The 17,624-nt window shown below is 71.9% G+C and carries 12 protein-coding genes and 1 pseudogene; 3 read left to right on the top strand and 10 right to left on the bottom strand.

Translation table 11 applies throughout. The annotated features are described in order from the left end of the window. The first annotated feature begins 27 nt into the window (after positions 1-27). The gene (locus BM339_RS45465; protein WP_143118857.1) at positions 28-1,806 is read left to right on the top strand and encodes a type IV secretory system conjugative DNA transfer family protein; all 1,779 of its coding nucleotides are present in this window, start codon (positions 28-30) and stop codon (positions 1,804-1,806) included. Between the two features lie 119 nt (positions 1,807-1,925). Here the strand turns inward: BM339_RS45465 and BM339_RS45460 are convergent, their stop codons facing one another. The 10 genes from BM339_RS45460 to BM339_RS45415 form a co-directional block, all read right to left on the bottom strand. Further along, on the bottom strand, positions 1,926-3,479 hold the full coding sequence (locus BM339_RS45460) for an ATP/GTP-binding protein (RefSeq protein ID WP_075024874.1): 1,554 nt from the start codon (positions 3,477-3,479) through the stop codon (positions 1,926-1,928). Then, the gene (locus BM339_RS45455; protein ID WP_256255855.1) at positions 3,476-4,906 is read right to left on the bottom strand and encodes an SCO6880 family protein; all 1,431 of its coding nucleotides are present in this window, start codon (positions 4,904-4,906) and stop codon (positions 3,476-3,478) included. Before BM339_RS45455 ends, BM339_RS45460 begins: the two co-directional genes overlap by 4 nt. A 131-nt stretch (positions 4,907-5,037) precedes the next feature. After that, the gene (locus BM339_RS52145; protein ID WP_075024872.1) at positions 5,038-6,576 is read right to left on the bottom strand and encodes a hypothetical protein; all 1,539 of its coding nucleotides are present in this window, start codon (positions 6,574-6,576) and stop codon (positions 5,038-5,040) included. Between the two features lie 104 nt (positions 6,577-6,680). Continuing rightward, positions 6,681-7,739: a hypothetical protein gene (locus BM339_RS49380; protein WP_143118855.1), complete on the bottom strand. Its 1,059-nt coding sequence runs from the start codon at positions 7,737-7,739 to the stop codon at positions 6,681-6,683. Positions 7,740-7,919: 180 nt separating this feature from the next. Then, positions 7,920-8,270 (bottom strand): hypothetical protein, encoded by a 351-nt coding sequence (locus BM339_RS45440; RefSeq protein WP_083598561.1) that lies wholly within the window; start codon positions 8,268-8,270, stop codon positions 7,920-7,922. Further along, positions 8,263-8,907 (bottom strand): DUF6668 family protein, encoded by a 645-nt coding sequence (locus tag BM339_RS50495; protein ID WP_177287932.1) that lies wholly within the window; start codon positions 8,905-8,907, stop codon positions 8,263-8,265. Before BM339_RS50495 ends, BM339_RS45440 begins: the two co-directional genes overlap by 8 nt. Positions 8,908-9,175: 268 nt before the next feature. Further along, on the bottom strand, positions 9,176-11,389 hold the full coding sequence (locus tag BM339_RS45430) for a transglutaminase domain-containing protein (protein WP_143118853.1): 2,214 nt from the start codon (positions 11,387-11,389) through the stop codon (positions 9,176-9,178). Then, a complete protein-coding gene (locus BM339_RS45425; RefSeq protein ID WP_075024871.1) occupies positions 11,386-12,522 on the bottom strand; it encodes a DUF58 domain-containing protein in 1,137 nt (378 codons plus the stop codon). Before BM339_RS45425 ends, BM339_RS45430 begins: the two co-directional genes overlap by 4 nt. A 2-nt stretch (positions 12,523-12,524) precedes the next feature. Next, on the bottom strand, positions 12,525-13,442 hold the full coding sequence (locus tag BM339_RS45420; RefSeq protein ID WP_081842963.1) for an AAA family ATPase: 918 nt from the start codon (positions 13,440-13,442) through the stop codon (positions 12,525-12,527). A gap of 90 nt (positions 13,443-13,532) precedes the next feature. Further along, positions 13,533-15,377, bottom strand: coding sequence for a hypothetical protein (locus BM339_RS45415; protein ID WP_075024870.1), 1,845 nt, complete (start codon positions 15,375-15,377; stop codon positions 13,533-13,535). Between the two features lie 252 nt (positions 15,378-15,629). Between BM339_RS45415 and BM339_RS45410 the strand changes: the two genes are divergently transcribed. Beyond that, positions 15,630-16,988 (top strand): hypothetical protein, encoded by a 1,359-nt coding sequence (locus BM339_RS45410; RefSeq protein ID WP_143118852.1) that lies wholly within the window; start codon positions 15,630-15,632, stop codon positions 16,986-16,988. Between the two features lie 19 nt (positions 16,989-17,007). Beyond that, positions 17,008-17,624: pseudogene (locus BM339_RS45405) on the top strand (lysine 2,3-aminomutase); the annotation flags it as partial.

The raw sequence follows: 17,624 nt of genomic DNA, 5'->3' as shown, positions 1-17,624 counted from the left end.
CGGCGATACAGACTTGAGGAGTCATAGGTGAGCAGTGGAGATGATGACGACGTTTACGCCTTCTTGTTCGGTATCGGCGTCATCGTCGTGCTGCTGGGCGGTGTGTTCAGCTTCCTGATCTGGCTGGCGGGCCAGCTGTCCGGCCTGCTGGCGGGAAAGGGCTGGCCGGATTCGGATCCGCTGGACTTCCCGGAGATCGCTTTCAACTTCATCCGGAACCCCGGCGACCCGCACGCCGCGTGGCCGCCGGCGGCCGCCGCCGCCATGGGGGCCGGCCCGCTCTTCTTCTTCCTGCTGATCCTGCTCTTCGTGCTGGCGTCGGTGGGGGTCTACGCCGGCGTGCGGCTGTTCCTGAACTTCCGGCGGCACCGTCCGGTCCGGCGGCTGCGCCTGGGCTTCGCCTCCGGCTGGGAGGTCCGCAAGCTGCTGAGCGCGCGGACCGTCCTGAGCAAGGCCCAGCAGGTGCGGCCGTCCACCGCGAACCGGCCGGCGAGCGAGGTGAAGCCCGAGGAGGTGGGCTTCTACCTCGGACGGGACATCAGATCCCGGCGCAAGCTGTACGCCTCGATCGAGGACACGGCGATCATCGTCGCGGCGCCGCGGCAGGGAAAGGACGTGCACTTCGTCACGCCCTTCACCATCGACGCGCCCGGCCCCTGCATCGTCACCTCCACCCGGCGGGAGACGTTCGTCAACACCGCGATGGTGCGGGCCCAGTACGGCGAGGTGTACGTGTTCGACCCGTTCAACTGGACCGGGTGGCCGAACCGGATGCGCTGGTCGCCGTTGCAGGGGTGCGAGGACCCGAACGTGTGCGCGGTCAGGTCCGCGACGCTCGTCCAGTCCAGCCATTTCCAGATCGGAGAGGAAGGCACCTACCTCACCGGAGTGCTCACCATCATCCGCTGCCTCCTGCACGCCGGCGCGATCGGCAAGGTCAACTTCCGCGAGGTGATGCGCTGGGTCTACGAGGCGAACGGCGACGAGGCGCTCGACATCCTGCGCCAGGGCGAGCGCGATGGCACAGCCGCCCCGGGATACGCGTCGCAGTTCGAGTTCGTCCGGAAGGACGAGCGGTCCTGGACCAACACGATCCAGATCATGCACTGCTTCTCGCACCCGAACGTGCTGGAGGACTGCTCGCCGCCTCTGGGCGAGGAGTTCGACTTCATCAATTTCCTCAAGGGCCGCAACACCCTCTACTTCGTCGGCAAGCAGCAGCCCGACTGGGGCGGGATCGCACCGGTCGTCACCACGATCATCGAGCAGTACTTCAGGTCCGCCCGCGGTACGGCGATGAAGAACCCGACGGGGCGCCTCGATCCGCCGCTGACCTTCGAGTTGAACCAGGCGACGGACATCTGCCCGATCGGCGGCCTTCCCGTGTACATGGGCGAGTCCGGTGGCTACTCGATCTCGGTGCACGTCTACCTGACGTCGCTGGCGGACGCTCGCGCCAGGTGGGGATCGGACGGCGCCGCACGCCTGTGGGAGAACTCATCCATCAAGATCGTTTCTGGTGGCGCCGGGAGTACCAAGGACCTCGACGACCTCTCCGGTCTCATCGGCAAGGAGAACGGGAGGCACATCATCAGTCCCGAAGAGCTCAGGACCATGCCGTTCGGCCGCGCGGCCGTCGTGGCGGGGACGGCCCGCCCGGTCGAGATGTGGCTCACGCCCTGGTGGAAGCGCAAGGACGCCGACACCGTCGCCCAGGGCAAGCGGATCGTCGAAGAGAAGATCGCGAAGCAAACCGCGGGCGGGTCCGCCGCGACCGCCGCCCCTGATCCAACCGCCGCGGAATGACGTGGTCGGAATTCGTTCGAACGAAAGCCCAACGTGGAAACCGCATTGTTGACCACTACCCGGCTCTCGATCGAGCTCGGTCATCAGCGGTGAGGCGCTCCGTGAGGGCTACGGCGGCTTCATCCTCGCCCGAGGCCTGGCGACGGGCTGACGGCAGGCACGGTCGTCGAGTTGGTCCAGCGCTTGTTGGTGTCGTTGACGTCGCGTTCGACCGAGGTGAGTTCCACTCTGAACGGGATGCCGGGGCGGCCGCCGACCTTGACCAGGAACCGGCCCCGCCCCGGCGGTTCGCTGTCCTCGCGGGCGTCGGGGTTCCAGGACGGCGGGGTGGACCAGTCGACGATCATGCGCTGCTCGATACCCGACATCCGCACCACCTCGTTCACCAGTGGCATCTCCGCCTGCGGCAGCCCGCCGCAGATCACCATCCCGGCGCGCTCGGCGAAGCCTTTGGCCTTGAGCCGGTCGGCCTCGTCCTGCAGCGACAGCAGGTCGGCCATGGTGTGGGTGATCAGCACCTGGCCGGCACCGCGCTGCCGGTTCAGCCGGGTCAGGGCGTCGACCCGGTCGACCAGGCCGCGCCCGGAGCGCAGCACTCGCCATAGCTCGTCCAGGACGACGAAGAAGTGCCGTCGTGGTTCCAGGCCCTCGTCGGCCAGCGCGTGCGCGGCCTCCACCGCGCCGAACCCGTCCGACCAGCAGGCCAGGAGCACGGCGGCCTGTAGTTCGGCGTCGGAGTCGTCGATGCCGCTGATGTCGATGCAGACCCCGCCGGGGTTGTCCAGGTCGATCTTGGTGGTGGTGTGCCGGGCGAACGTCTCTCCCATGGGTCCGTCCAAGACTCCGAGCAGTGAGGCGTGCAGCGGGTCGACGGCGGCGCGGTACTTGGCCTCGTCTCCTCGGGCCAGGGTGACCGAGCGGAGCCGTTCGGGGCCCTCGTCGATCACCTTGATCAGGTCGGGCAGGACGGGCACGCCGGGGTGGCGCTCGTCCAGTACCCGCAGGGCGGCGTTGAGGACGGTGCGTTCGGTGTCGGCGATCGGCCCGCCGCGCAGCACCGTCAGCAGCGCCGCGACCATGTTCAGGCGGCGGCCGTGCGCGTCGGCGACCAGCTTGGTCCGCGCCTGCTCGGGCAGCCGCGCCGCCGCGGCCGCCGTGGCGCCAGGGTCGAGCACGTTCAACGACCCGAGCCCGCGGCCGAGTTTGATGATCTGCCCGCCCAGCGCCCGGATCAGGTCGACGTAGTCGGGTTTGAGGTCCCCCAGCACCATGGGGAACACGCCCTGCCCGACCAGCCCCAGCACCATCCGGCGGATCAGGGTGGATTTGCCCAGCCCGGGTTTGCCCAGCACCAGCGCTGAGGGGTTGTGGATCAGGTTGGCCCGCTGGAACCAGGAGATCGGATCGCAGCACAGCGCGGCGCCGGTGGTCAGCTCCCGGCCCAGCGGCACACCCATCATCGGTGTCCCCGACCCCGCCCCGAACGGCCACAGCCCGCACACCTGCACCGTGGTCCCACGCCACTCAGCCGGCATCTCCACATAGGAGGCACGTCCCCCGCCGCGGCGGGTGAACCCCCGAAGTCCGGGTTTGGGTTCGGGCCGGCCGGACTTCTTCTCCTTATCCTTCTTGCCCTTCTTCTTGCCCTTCTCGTCTTCTGACGGGCCGTTCACAGGGACTCCCTCACCATCGCCGGGACCTGAAGGTGATCGGGCAGGACGATGCCCACCGGAAGCGCGGCCGCGAACGCCGACGCCTGCGACCCGTACATCCGCCGCAACCGCAGGCGCGCGGGAGCCGCGAGCGTGTCGACTGCGGCGGCCGCGACCGGGAGCTGCTCGGCTGTATGGACGGTCGCGGTGACCAGGACGGTGAACCGGGTCACCCCCGCCCCTCTGGCCTCTTCAAGGGCCGATTGGTCGCTCTTCATGACGTCGAGTTCGTTGCGGGCGGCGTTGGTGGTGCCGTCGAGACGGAACCGCGAGTCCCTGCGGTCGCGTTCCACGATCCGGGCCGCCGAGGCCGGATCATGCGGCCGGTAGAGAAAGGTGACGCGCTTGCGGGCGATGTCGTGATGCGGGGACACCAGACTGGTCATCACGCTCGACAGCACTTCGCCACGGGGCGCCTCGGTCATGCCCCAGGTGATGGAACGGCCGCTGTCGTGGACGTAGTGGTCCCATGATTCCTGCGCCGCGACCGGACCGACGTCCTCCCACCGCGCCGGCCCGTCGCCGGTCTCCATGTCCGACTGCGCGCCCGGGTCGTAGGCGGTCCGCACAGCCCGGGCGAGCTGGTCGGCGGTCATCGGACGCGCCGAACCCGCACCGGTCATCTCCAGCCCCGCGATCAGCCCCGGGATCCGCATCCCGATCTCCCGCACCATCGCGTCCTGGTCGCGGCGCTTGCCACCGGGATGCGGCAGTGCCGCGAAGGTGACCGCGATCCGGGTGGAGACCCTGGCGCTGCCCACCGGATAGTTCCACACGATCTCCTCCAGCGCCGCCCGCGCCAGATCCGGAGCGTTCGGATCGGTGTTGGCGTGGACCTCGTCACGAAGGCGGTGCCCGAGGTCGGGGGCCGTCTCGACGGTCGCGCTCGCCGCCACACACCCCGGCTCATAACCGAGCGAGGCCAGCCAGTGCCCCCAATGCGCGACCCACGCATCGACCTGTTGCTGGTCGACCAGCGCCGCCCCGTCGGCGTTGCACTCGAACACGACGGTGTAATGCCTCGTGGACGGGATCACGACCAGGGCGAACGGGCGCCCGTAGGAGTCGCGGCCCTCCACCAGCCGGGACGCGGCGAGCAACCCCGGAAGCTTGTGGGAGCCGCGCGAGACGACGCTCAACGGCCCCGACCGGTACAGATGCCAGCCCTGCGAACGCCCCCACCACCAGGTCAGCCGGGCCGTGATCGCCTGAAGCGCCGTCCGCCCGTTCCGGTCCTGGAGCACCAGCGGCAGCATGACGACCCCCAGCAGCACGACGCCGATCACGGCGGCCCGTGTCGACACCATCGCCACCAAGGTGAGGATGACCAGCCCGAACATGAGGATCAGGGTGCCGACCAGCCCCAGCCGCCCGATCCCCGGAGACACCGGTTTACGCCAGTTCCCGTATGTGGGCTCACGATACTCAGACGCCATTTCAGCTCACCTCATTCCCCGGGCCTACCGGCTGCCGTTCGCTTTTCCATGATCGCTGCTGCTTCACCTGCTGCCGATCGCCGTCACTCGGGCACGCTGTCGTCACGGGGATTGGGATCCGCTCCCGAGGGACCAGTGGAGGGAGGGGTGAGCGGCCGGGTTGCGCCGCCCGAACTGGGAGGACCGCTCGAACCGCCCGGAGCGAACCTGTCGACTGCTCCGGCAGCACCCTTGACAGCTTGATCCGCAGCGCCAGACGCACCTTCGAAGGCCCGTTCGGACGCCAGACCTGCCGCCTGAACGGCACGAGCGATATAGGCGGCCCCCGGCGCACCGCTCGGGTCGCCACCCGAATCGGTACCCGAACCGCCGACCGGACCCGTCCCGGGCCCGCCGCCCCCGGAGCCACTCGGGACACTGGCCGGAGCGCCACTGGCCGGGGAATCACCACCGCCGGTCGTCCACCAGTCCGTGGTACCGCCACTGGCCGGGCTACCGCCGCCGCCCCCGGTACCGCCACCACCGGTCGGGACGCCGCCACCGCTCCCGGTGCCGCCACCACCACCGGTACCGGTGCCGCTCCCGGTGCCGCCACCACCGGTCAGGCCACCGCCTCCAGACCCGGTACCGCCACGGGTCGGAGTACCTCCACCGGCCGGGCTACCGCCACCCGGCCGCCCGACATAGGTGATCGAGTTGCCCTGCCCGGTGCCGCTGCCGCCGCTTCCACGGCGAAGCCGGTTCCTCAGCAGAGACTTTCCGTCGGCGTAATTCATCGCGGAACCGCCGAACCAGAAGTGTCCGGCCTGACGTATGCCGAACGAGCTGGTGTCCTGGGTGATCGCCGGCATGATGGCGGAATTGACCGTGGGATAGACCACGACCATGGCGACGATCCATGCCAGGCCGACAAGGTGGTCTGTCGTGTAGTCGGACTTCAGGAACTGCTTGCCCGCGGCGAGGCCCGTCGCGCCGAGCGGCGCCCACAGGTAGATCGAGACCAGGATGGCCAGGGCCCGCTTGTAAGCATAGTCTCCATATGAGGTGAACCTCGCTGCGGCGAAGGTGGGCAAAAGTGCAACGAGAATCACCATGGCGGCGGAGCGGAAGAGCATGAGCATCCACTGGATCACCGCGGACACCGTGGCAAATACCGCAAAAACCGCAGAGACTACCATCATGCCCATCGTGCCGGGCACATCAGTGCCACCACCGACCGTTTCGAAATCCTTCATGATGTTGTCGGTCCAACTGTCATCGCCCGACAGGATCCACCTGCAGTACCCATCGGCGAGCACGTTCGCCACATGGACCACGGTGGCCAGGCAGAGAACCAGGATCGCCAGCTCGAAGAACTGGGACATGAGCGCCCGAAAAGGTTCGCCACTGCGCTTTATGGCAAGCCGGAAAGCCGCAACGAGAAAGCCGCATCCCTGCGCCATCGCGGTGATCCAGTTGGCATGCTGGCGAAGCGTCTGAAGCACGCCGCCCGCACCGTTCGGGGTGTTCATATTCAGGTCATATGCGCCGTTGATGAACCAGCTCGCGAACAATTTAAGGGCGAACGCCGCAGCTGCCAAGAAGATCTCGCCTACGCCTTTAAGAAGCTCGTCGAGAACCAACGGTCAACACCCCCAAAGGGTAAAACCAACAACATCATGCGTGCGAGCGTCACCGAGCCCGGCCGAGGGCGGACCGAGTGCTCCTTCCCTGGAAGCCCTCAGAGTCAAGAGAAGAGGAGGGAAATGAAGCCGAGGGCCGTGCCTCCGGCCGATACGATGCAGGCGACCATCACCCAGGTCAGCCCCGTGGCATGCGCACCGGCCTCACCCCTCTTGTGCCGGAGCGCCATGTTGCCGCCGACGAGCAAGAACCCTGCGACACAGCCACCCAACGCGAACCAGCGCAACCACCCGAGCAACAACTCCGCCGGCGGAGTGACCTTGGAGACCTCGTCCGCGTGACCACGCAGTTTGAGGGTCTCATCCGGGCGGTCTCTGTAGTTCGCTTTAGGCGGCCTATTTCCGGGAATTTCCGCGTTACCAGGGACACCACCACCGCCAGCCCCAGAAGGGGGAGCGCCAGGAGCGCTGATGATATTGACGCCATAGGAATCACAGTATTGCTTTGCCTTTGCAGGCACGTCGCACTTTTCTATCGAACCCATCATGCAGTAATCATAAGCGGGGCCATCTATAAGATGGCATGAAGACTCCGGATTGGCTTGAGCCTTGAGGCAGTTGACCTTCGCGTCACCGCCCAGCGTCATACAGCCGCCCGCGCTTTTGTCTCCGTCGGGCCATTTGGCCAGGGTGGCCGTGTTGCACCATTCCACCACTTCCCTCGGAGGAGGCACCGGAATGTCCTGTCCTGGGGGGGTGGGATCTTGCCTCTCCAGTTTCTGCGTATAAGCCAAGCAAACCAAGAATCCGTATTTCATCTTCTTGGTCTTCTTGTTCCGCTGGTAAGAGCCAACATCAGGGATCTCGGCCTCGTCGCAGCGGCCCTTGCCATTGGCGCGTAGTGAGATCGTCTTGCTTCCGAGAGATACCTGGGCGAACACGTCGCGGTTGTCGGCCTCGACATCGCACACTCTCGCCCGGCCGCTTTTCGGATCGAACTGGAGCCTGCCGCCGGGATCACCGTCGACGGTGTGGATGTCGCTCATCCGGTCCCAGTACTCGTTGTCCCTCGGCTCGGCGAAACCGGCCGGGACCACCCGCCCCGCCGCCTGGGCCGGAACGGAACCGGCCGAGCTCGCGGGGCGTGCGGCGACTTCATCCACCGATTCCCGGGGCAGAGCGATATCCGCCGCGAGCCGTGCGGTTCCCCCCTTCGGTCCGGGCCCGCCCTGACCGTACGTCCCCGGGGCGACGGCGCCCACGCAGCAGGTCACGCCCAGGACGATCCCTGTCACGATGAGCGCGGCAGCCCTCGGGCCTTTCACGCCAGGCCTCTCATCCGCCTAGGACCCGGCGAATTTCTCAACGAAGAGAACCGCGGACGCCACGATGATGCAGGCGGCGCTTGCGATGGCCAGACTTCCCATGTGGCCGCCCGCCTCGCCCCGCTTGTGCTGGTACCCCATCCGGGCGCCGATGACGAGGAAGCCGGCCACGCAGCAGAAGAGCGCACCCCATTTGGCCCATCCGAGCATGGTCTCGAACTTCTCCGCTCCCGGCGGCCGCACCCCGTTTTCGGGCTGGGGGATGCCTCCTCCTCCGGAGGGCGTCGGCGTGGGATCCGCCTGGACCAGGTCGTGAAGCCCCGAGTGGTGCACCAGGTCGCTCGTCCACGTGATCATCGCGTCAAGCATGTGCGTCCTCCGAGATGATGCGATTGAGGTCTTGGGTCAGCCGTGCGTAAGGGGACGGCAACCTGACCTGCGTCGGGGGGTCACCGAGGCGGAGGGCCTCGACCCAGGGGAGTTCCCAGACCTGCGGGACGCCTCCGGAAATGAGGCGCAGCAGTTCCTTCAGCGGCTTGGGGCGCTTTCCGGGGGCGTCGGCGACCGCGACCAGTCCGAGCAGCCGGACGCCCGGCAGCACACCGGCCGCCCACTGCCGGGCGGCGGCCTGGGCCGCGATCAGGCCGGAGGCGTGAGTGCGCGCGACGAGCACCACGCGGGCTTGCCCCGGAGGCTCGGGCACCGGCCAGTACCGTCCGGCGCAGGTGCCGCCCGGGTAGAGCTCGGCCAGCGTGGAGGCGCCGGTTCCCCCGTGGCAGGAGGTGAACCAGACCGCGGGGCCGGGGCCGTTGAAACGGGCGAGCCCCAGCGAGCTGGTGGGCGGCGGCGCCAGGCGCGCCGGTGTGACCGCCCGCGCCTGGAACCGGCCGGCTTGGGGTCCTGCCTGTCCGGGGCCGGGGGCGTACCCCGCCGGCGGGCCCGGTGGGCTCGGCGGACCCGCAGGGCCAGGTGGCGACGGCGATCGGGCCACGTCCGCCATTTGCATGTGTGTTCGACCCCCTTCCACGAACGGTCGCTCGCCGGCCAGGACTGAACCGGCGGGACGAGCGCCTCGGCATAGCTCTGGCGCTTTGCTCTGGACGGTCCGGAAACCGGCGTGATCGTCAACCGGTCGTTGCGGGAATAAGCCCGGCGGTCCGGGCAGGCCGTCTCGGCATCTGGGAAGTCGCAGGTCATTGGAGTGCTCGACGCTCAGTGATGAAGACGACACCGTGCTGGATGACCGCGCAGGACGAGGCGCGGCCGAAGCGGTGTCAGCGCCGCTTCGCGGCGGACGCCGGCCGGGTCGTTCGCAGGGCCCAGAGCGGTGGGCGGGGGTTCCACCACCAGGACAGGCGGCGGGGCAGCGGGCTGGAGCGGCGCAGGCCGGCGGCCAGCAGGCGGACCTGCTCGAACGTGAAGGCGGCGTCGTCCGCCGTGACCGGGCCGCCGAAGCCGGCCGCGTTCACCAGCGTGTTCAGCCGGCGCAGCCGTCCGGGATCGGAACCCGGCAGCTCTGTCGCGAGGCGCGCCGACACGTCCGTTGCCGTGGCGGACGCGGGCACCGCCGAGCCCGCGAGCCGTAGCGCCACCAGGAGTTCCACCCACGCCGCCAGGATCCGGTCGGCCGGCGGGCCTCGCCGGGACCTGCGCCGGCCCGGCAGCCGCAGCAGCGGCGCCGCGACCAGGAAGAGCAGGAGGAACAGGAGGAGCGCCAGCGGAAGGACGGCCAGAAGCAGGGCGGACCCGCCGCCTTCCGACGACCGCGCGGCACCGCCCGCGCCGCCCGCCGCCGCGCTGGGGGCGTCCTTGTCATAGTGCGTCCCCTTGTCTCCCGGCGACTGCGACGAGGGCGGGGGCACCGCCGAGCGCTTCCGCGGGTTGGGGTCGTAGGGCACCCACCCGAGGCCCTCGAAGTAGACCTCGCCCCAGGCCACCGCGTCCCCGGCACGGATCAGGCGGGTGTCGCCGCCGCTCCCCGGTCCGAACCCGACCACCACCCGGCTCGGCAGCCCGGCCGCGCGGGCGAGGACCGCGAACGCGCTGGCGAACTGCTCGGAGGTGGCGCCGCCGCCCTTGCGGCCCGGCGCCACCAGCAGCTCGGCGAGGTCGGCGTAGCCGTGCCCGCCCGGCGCTCCCGGCGCGAAGGTGTAGGAGTCGCGCAGGTACTCGGCGATCCGGGACGCGCGCTGGTGCGCGCTGCCGTCCCCGGCGGCCGAGCGGGCGATCCCGGCCAGCTTCGCCGGCGCGCCCGGCGGCAACCGCAGGTAGCGCTCGAACCCCGGACCGGAGGCGGCCGCGGCGCCGGTGCCCCGCCATCCGCGCCAGTCGGGGACCGCCCCGGTCGCCGTGTACGACCGGCCGGTCACCGGGCCGTCCGCGGAGAGCAGCGTGCCGGAGGCGGTGTCGTGCCCGACCGGGATCCCGTCGACCCGGGTGGGGACCCCGGGGACGGGCACCCAGTCGCCGGGCAGGTCGCGGACCGAGACCCGCACCGTGGTCGAGACCGACCCCGGCGGCACCGGGCCGGCGGGCGGCAGGACCGATCCCGCCGGACGGTAGGTGCTGTCGGGCAGCCACACCGGGCCGGTGAACTCCGCGAGGGCGACCCAGCGGAGATCGGTGCGCGGTCCCGACACCGTCATGAGCGGCACGTCGGGGGCGGCGGCCCATCCCGACAGGTACGCGAGCGGGTTGCGCACCTCGCGGGGCCTGTCGGGGACGTCGCCCTGCCCGCGCGGATCGTCCGCCCGCACCGGCCATCCGCCCAGCATCCCGGGCATCGCGACCGCCGCGCCGACGCCGGGAAGGGCCACCGCGCACGCCACCGCCGTCCCCGCCGCGGCGACCCGGGGAAGCGGCCGCCGTCGCGGACGCGCGGCGGAGGGCGTCCTCACCCGCAGCGCGAACCCGGCCCGGGAGGTGTCCGGCGCGGTCTGCGGGGCGGAGGCCAGCGCCGGCGCGGCGGCGCCTCCCAGCAGCCCCACCGACAGGTATCCGGCCTCGATCGCCTCCGGGTTGAGCGCGGCGGCCCCGCACAGGAGCAGCGCGCAGGGGAACAGCGCGGGCAGGACCCGCCCGTCGCGGCGCAGCGCGGTCGCGACGGCGGCGGCGAGCCAGACCGCCAGGACGGGGAACGCCAGCAGGTCCACGGTCGCCGGGGGGTGCGGCGCGGTGGTCAGGATGCGGGGCCCGGAGTGCAGCACGGCGTCCACCACCGCGGGCACCGGCGCCTTGACCGGTCCGGGCGACCAGGCGGCCAGCGCGAGCAGCACGACCGCCGCCGCGGGCAGCCCCGCCGGCACGGCGACGGGCCCCCGCAGCAGCCGGTGCGCCGCCGCCGTGACGGCCGCCGCCGCGATCGCCGTGCCGACGAGGACGGCCGCCACCGGTGCGGGCCGCTCGTACCCGGCGGCCAGCAGCGGTGCCGGGGCCGCCGCCGCCATCGCCACCGTGACCGCCGCGAGGACGTCCCGTCCGCGGCTCACCGCGTCCACCAGCGGCTCTGGTTCCAGCCGGCGGCGAAGTCCTCCGGGGTGTCGGCGTGCAAGAGCCGGACCCCGGACGGGAGCACCGGCGCCGCCGCCCCGGCCGCGGGGCCCACCAGCCCGACCAGGGACAGGACGCGGCGCGCTGAGAGGGCCTCCGCCGCCGCGGCGACGTCCGCCGGAGCCGCGGCGGCGGGCAGCAGCACCACCGCGCGGCCGCGGGGGCCGGAGCGCAGCCGCGCGCAGGCCGCCGGGAAGTCCGCGTCCGGGCGGGCCGCAGCCTCGGCGAGCAGGTCCAGGTGCGCGGTGACGCCCGCGTCGGCGGGCGAGCGGCCGCCGCCGGCCAGGGCCAGGTCGACCGGGACGTCCGGGGCGGCCAGCACGATCGACGCCGCCGCCTCGGCGAGGTCGTCCAGTTCCGCCGGGCCCCGGCGGTCGTCGACGAGGACGCTGACGCCGGGACGGGCCGAGTCGGCGTGCTCGCGCACCATCAGGCGGCCGCGGCGGGCCGACGTCCGCCAGTGGATCTGGCGGATGTCGTCGCCGGGCGCGTGCTCGCGCAGCCCCGCGAAGGCGCCCTCGGTCGCCCGGATCACGGCCGACGAGGTGTCCCGGCCGCCGGAACCGGCCGCGGGCGGCGCGGCGAGTTCGTGGTGCCGGGGATGGACGAGCAGCCGCACGGTCTCGTCGTCGGCCCGCCGGACGGACCGGACGAGCCCGAGCGGGTCGGTGCGCACCAGGTCGAGCGGGCCCACCTCCAGAGCGCCCCGCCGCTCCGCGGACAGCTCGTAGCGGATCTGGGCGCGGGCCCGCCCCAGCGGGAGGACGAAGGCGCCGGCGGGCGTGGTGACGCGTTCGGCGGCGGTCACGCGCCCGGCGTGCCCGCCGCCGGTTTCGAGGGTGACGGTGACGGACCCGCCGGCGCGCACCCGCGCGTTGGTGACGCGGCGGTGCACGCGGGTCGCTCGGGGGCGCCGGGCCAGGGCCGCGGCCAGCGCGACCGTGGGGAACGCCATCACGCCGAGTGCGGCCGGCGCCAGGTAGCCGAGGGCCAGGCCCCCGCCCGCCAGGACGGCCCCCGACGCGAGCAGGCCCCAGCCGCGGCGGGTGGGGCGGGGCGAGCCGCCTCCCATGTCTAGCGCCGGTTCTCGTGCGGGCCGGGCACCGGGACCTCGTCCAGGACCTCGTCCAGCAGCAGGGCGGCCTCCTGCGCGGTGGCGGCGCCCGACAGCGGCACCAGCCGGTGCCCCCACACCGGCCCGGCGAGGGCCTTGACGTCCTCGGGGGTGACGTACACGCGGCCGGCGGCCAGCGCGTACATGCGCGCCCCCTCGCACAGCGCGATGGACGCGCGCGGCGAGACCCCGGCCCGCAGCCGCGGATGCCGGCGGGTGTGCTGGGCCAGCCGCAGCACGTACTCGTAGACCGGGTCGGCGACGATGACCCGGTCGGCGGCGGCGGCGAGCCGCGCCATGCCCTCACCGTCCAGCACCGGGTCCAGGTCCTCGGGGGCGGTGCGGGACGAGCCGCGCATCAGCGCCAGCTCGGCCTCCTCGGCGGGGTATCCCAGCGACAGCCGCATCAGGAAGCGGTCGAGCTGGGCCTCCGGCAGCGGGAACGTGCCCTCCAGGTCGAGCGGGTTCTGCGTCGCGACGACCAGGAACGGGCTCGGCGCCGGATGCGCCGTCCCGTCCACGGTGACCTGCTCCTCCTGCATGACCTCCAGCAGCGCGGACTGGGTCTTCGGCGAGGCCCGGTTGATCTCGTCCACGATGACGACGTTGCCGAAGACCGGGCCGGGGTGGAACTCGAACTCCCGGGTCCGGTCGTTGTAGATCGTCACGCCGGTGATGTCGGACGGCAGCAGGTCCGGGGTGCACTGCACGCGGCGGACCGTCCCGCCGGTCACCGCGGCCAGCGCGCGGGCCAGCGTCGTCTTGCCCATGCCGGGCAGGTCCTCCAGCAGCACGTGCCCGCCCGCGGCGAACGCGGTGAGGACCAGCCGCACCGTCGCGGGCGCGCAGCGGGCCACCGACCCGACGCCCGCCGCCATCCGCTCGAAGGCGTCGGCCGCCAGCACCGCCTCCTCGCCCGTGGGCGCGGCGGAATCGACCGTGGTGATGCTCAACGTCGTCCCTCCCGGTCAGCCGCAGTTGCCCCAGCCGGCCGACGCGCTCGCGCCGGACGCGCCACCGGAGTAGCGGACGCAGATGCCGGACGCGTTCACGTACACCGGCCCTGCGTAGTACTTGAACGTGCCGCTGTCATAGCCGTCGGCGCCTCCGGTCTGCTTCTCCAGCCGGACCCAGACGCTGGTGCCCTTGCCGACGTTCGCGGTCTTCATCGTGACCGCGCAGTTCTTCTTCGTGCTGGGGCTGTAGAGCTGGTAGACGCGCCCGCCGGAGAACGACGACGACCGCTGCACGACGTAGTCGCCGCCGCTGCCGCCGCTGTTGCACACCTGCTGCGGCGTGTACGGGTTCTTCGTCGGCTTCGGCTTCGGCTTCGACGTGGGCTTCGGCTTCGGTTTGGAGGACGGCTTCGATGTCGGCTTCGAGGAGGGCTTCGACGTCGGCTTCGACGATGTCGGCCCAGGCCGCGGCTTCGACGTCGTGGGTCTCGGTGCGGCGGACCCGCCACCGGGGGACGGGGGGCGTGGCTCGCGCGTCGTGGGCGCGGTCGAGGGCCTGGTGCCCCGCTCGGGCCCGGGAGGGGTCGGCGTGGGAGCCTCCGTCCGCGGCGGCGCGGGCGAGATGCGCGTGGGAGGAAGGTCCGGGAGCACGGGGTCGGGGAACCGCGGATCCACCGGGGGGGCCTCCACCAGGGGCGGGCCGTCCCCGGGGGGCGTCCGTCCCGGCCGGTCGCCTCCCCGCCCCGGGCCGACGGGGTACTTGCCGATCATCCTCACCCGGCCGCCGGCGTCCACCACCTGCGCGTTCGGGCTGCCGGGCGCGTTGACGAACAGGTTGTTCTCCCGGACCTGCAGGACCAGGTCGCCGCGTCCCTCCGGCATGGAGAGCACCCCGGTCTGCCGTCCGGTGGGGTCCTGGATCCGGACCTGCCCGGTCTCCCGGACGGGGATGTACACCTTGCCCGCGAACGGCACGGCCGGCTCCTGGACGGGATCGCGCAGCGGCGACGACAGGACCGGGCCGCCCTTGCCGACGTCGCCCAGCGTGACCAGCGCACCGGCGGCCGGGACGGTGACGACCGCGAGCGCGCCGTGCGTGCGGTCGGGCACCATCGCCCCGGCGAGCGGGACCGGCGCCGTGATCCGGCGGGCGCCGCTTTCGGTCGCGACCACCAGGTCGCGCCCGCCGCGGTCGACCGCGAGCGCGCCCTGGTCGAGCACGCTCAGCACGAGGTCGGCGCCGGGCTTGGCGACCTCCACGGTGCGGGAGACGGCGACGCCCTGCGCGGAGACCTTCAGCGCCGCGACCGTCCCCTGGCCGGGCACCCCCACCCACAGCAGCCCGGCGGAGTCGAACTCGCCGCCGACCAGCGGCCCGGGCAGCCGCAGGACGGGCCCCACGGGACGCAGCGTGGCGGGATCGAGCGCGCGCACCTCGCCGGTGGTGCGGCCGACGATCGCGGCCACGGACGAGCCCATCACCAGATGCTGGTCGTCCTTGGTCCCGACGTTCAGCCGTCCCGACAGGCCGAGGCCGCTCAGGTCCAGGGAGGACACGCGGCCGGTGTCGAGGTCGTGGATGAGCAGGTGCTGGTCGTTCTGGGTGACCTGCACCCGGTGGCCCTTGGCGTCGGTCACCTCGCGGCGCTGCTCCACCTTGCCGCTGTCGGGGTTGACCCGGTCCACCTCGCCGGCCGTCCGGCTCCAGAGCCAGGCGCTGCCGTCGAACGACTCGACGGCCTGGCCGACCCGGCCACCGCCGAACAGCGTCGCCGCCAGCGCCACGACCGCCAGGCCCGCCGCGCCCCAGCCGCCGAGGCGCGAGCGCCCCTTCGCCTCGGTCCTTCCACGCGCCATCGGAGGCACTCCTTCGTCTTCTTCCACGCTGTGCACACGCATGAGGGATCCCCAGGGCTGACAGTCCGGAGCGGCGCGCGATGCGCATCTCGAAATCGGGGACGGATCCGCGACGCGCGCCGCGAGCGCCGAGGGCCCGCCGATTCCGCCGCAGGGTGGGGATGGCGGCGAGGCCTTTTGCCTGGACTGTCATCAGTGGAAACCGGATTCGTCCCAGTCCGGCCGACGACGACAGCACTGAGGACACGTGTGATGACTACTGCGCCCGACCTCGTGGTGGCGGGAGACCGGGGCCTGTCAGGGAAACTGCGCGGCACCGGACGGTTCCGGACCGTGATCGACGTCGCCTCCGCCACCGAGCTGTGGGAGCTGCACGAGAGCGGCCATGTGGGGCCCCCGGCCGCGTTCGTGTTCGGGCCGGAATTCGACGAGAACCTCCCCGGGGCGGGAGTCCCGCACCTGGCCGGCGACCTGGCCGCGCGAGGCTCCACCGTGCTCGTCCACGGCTTTTTCACCGAACGCGGCGACCTTTTCGGTCCAGAAGTGATCGCGAACACCGGGCCGCTGTCCTTGTCGGATCTGATGACGATGCTCGGCGCCCCCGAGCCCGCCGGCGGCGCGGAGCCTGACCTGCTCCCCGAGCCGCCCCCGGAACCGTGGGCGCTCCCGACGGCGGTGCCCTCCGAACCGGTCGCCCGTCCGGACCGTCCGGGAGACGCCCCGGAGCGACCGCGTCCGGGAGACCTTCCGGAACCGCCGCATCCGGGCGAAGCCGCGGAGCCGCCGCCGGACAGGTCCGTCGCTCCGACCGACAAACTGGTCGCTTCCTGGCGGACATCCCGGGCTGCCACCGCCCCCGAGGCCGCCCCCGACGCCGCCCCCGCACCCGTTCCCGCGCCCGGCCCTGTCCACGTGCCCGGCGACGGCGACGCCCCGGTCGAGCCCGTGGAGCCCTCTCCCTCCAACGACTGGGAGAACCTCACGGGATGGTCATGGGAGGAGACGGCACCCGAGCCGGGTGACACCTTCGACCCCCGGGAGGCGGCGGCGGCCCTGGCCGCGCCCGCGGCTCCGGTCCACCGCCGCGGGCGCCGCAAGCCCGTGCTGGCGGCGGCCCTGGCGGTCCTCGTCCTCGCCGGGACGGCGGTCGGTGTCACCACCCTGACGGCCGGGAGCGAGACCACCGGGCGGCCGACGCGAGCGGCGTCCTCGCCGCCGGCCCCTTCACCGGCGCGAACGCCCGGGACGCCGGCCCCCGGGACGCGGACGTCCCAGGCGAAGCCCTCCCGGCCTCCCGCGTCCGCCCCGACGTCGCTGAAGCCCGTCCAGGAGTACGTGCCGGGGCAGGTGCGGATCGTCGACGGCAGGATCTCGATCGAGGTCACCTGGACGGACCGCAGCGGGGGGCGGGCCGCGCACTATGTCGTCGGCGGTCCGTCGGGGCGCCCGCCCTCGACGCTCGCCAGCGCCGCGCCGGGGACCGCGAAGGTCACGGTCACCGCCCTGAACCCGAGCGTGGACTACTGCCTGACCGTGGTCGCCGTCATGGACGTCGACCGGGTCTCCCAGGCCAAGCCCGTCTGCACCCACCGCGTCCCGCGACGCGGGTGACAGCAAGGAGTACCAACACGTGACACTGGTGAACGACGCGGCTCCCGCGGTGGGATCCACCGGTCGCAAGTTCCGTGCCTTCACGGCCAAGCACCTGGAGGAGTTGACCGCTCGGGCGGGGTTGTCGCCCGAGCAGCGGCTGGCGACCCGGGCGGTGGCCACGGTGCTGCCGTTTCGGACCAACGCCTATGTGGTCGAGGAGCTCATCGACTGGTCGGCGGCGCCCGATGATCCGATGTACCGGCTGGTGTTCCCGCAGGAGGACATGCTGCCGGCCGAGGATGTGGCGGTGTTGTCGGATCTGTTGCGGCGCGATGCGCCCAAGGCCGAGGTGGAGGCGGCGGCGCATCGGGTGCGGATGAAGCTGAACCCGCATCCGGCCGGGCAGATGGAGCTGAACATCCCCAGCTTCGGGGACGGCAAGATCCCCGGGATGCAGCACAAGTACGACGAGACGGTGCTGTACTTTCCCAAGCAGGGGCAGACCTGTCACGCGTACTGCACCTACTGCTTCCGGTGGGCCCAGTTCGTGGGCGAGGCCGATCTGAAGATGGCCGGGGACCGGCCGGCCGCGTTGCGCGACTACCTGCTGGCGCATCCGCAGGTGACCAGTGTGCTGTTCACCGGCGGCGACGC

Origin of the sequence: Actinomadura madurae, from assembly GCF_900115095.1 — a bacterium.
GTDB lineage: Bacteria > Actinomycetota > Actinomycetes > Streptosporangiales > Streptosporangiaceae > Spirillospora > Spirillospora madurae.
Note: the sequence above shows the minus strand (reverse complement) of the source record. Positions and strands in the feature narration are given on the sequence as shown.

What these genes read in the sequence shown, in the direction of transcription:
- BM339_RS45440 (WP_083598561.1), bottom strand. Translation starts at nt 8,270, where the DNA reads ATGCTTGACGCGATGATCACGTGGACGAGCGACCTGGTGCACCACTCG.
- BM339_RS50495 (WP_177287932.1), bottom strand. Translation starts at nt 8,907, where the DNA reads ATGCAAATGGCGGACGTGGCCCGATCGCCGTCGCCACCTGGCCCTGCG.
- BM339_RS45425 (WP_075024871.1), bottom strand. Translation starts at nt 12,522, where the DNA reads ATGGGAGGCGGCTCGCCCCGCCCCACCCGCCGCGGCTGGGGCCTGCTC.
- BM339_RS45420 (WP_081842963.1), bottom strand. Translation starts at nt 13,442, where the DNA reads ATGGCGGCGGGCGTCGGGTCGGTGGCCCGCTGCGCGCCCGCGACGGTG.
- BM339_RS45415 (WP_075024870.1), bottom strand. Translation starts at nt 15,377, where the DNA reads ATGGCGCGTGGAAGGACCGAGGCGAAGGGGCGCTCGCGCCTCGGCGGC.
- BM339_RS45410 (WP_143118852.1), top strand. Translation starts at nt 15,630, where the DNA reads ATGACTACTGCGCCCGACCTCGTGGTGGCGGGAGACCGGGGCCTGTCA.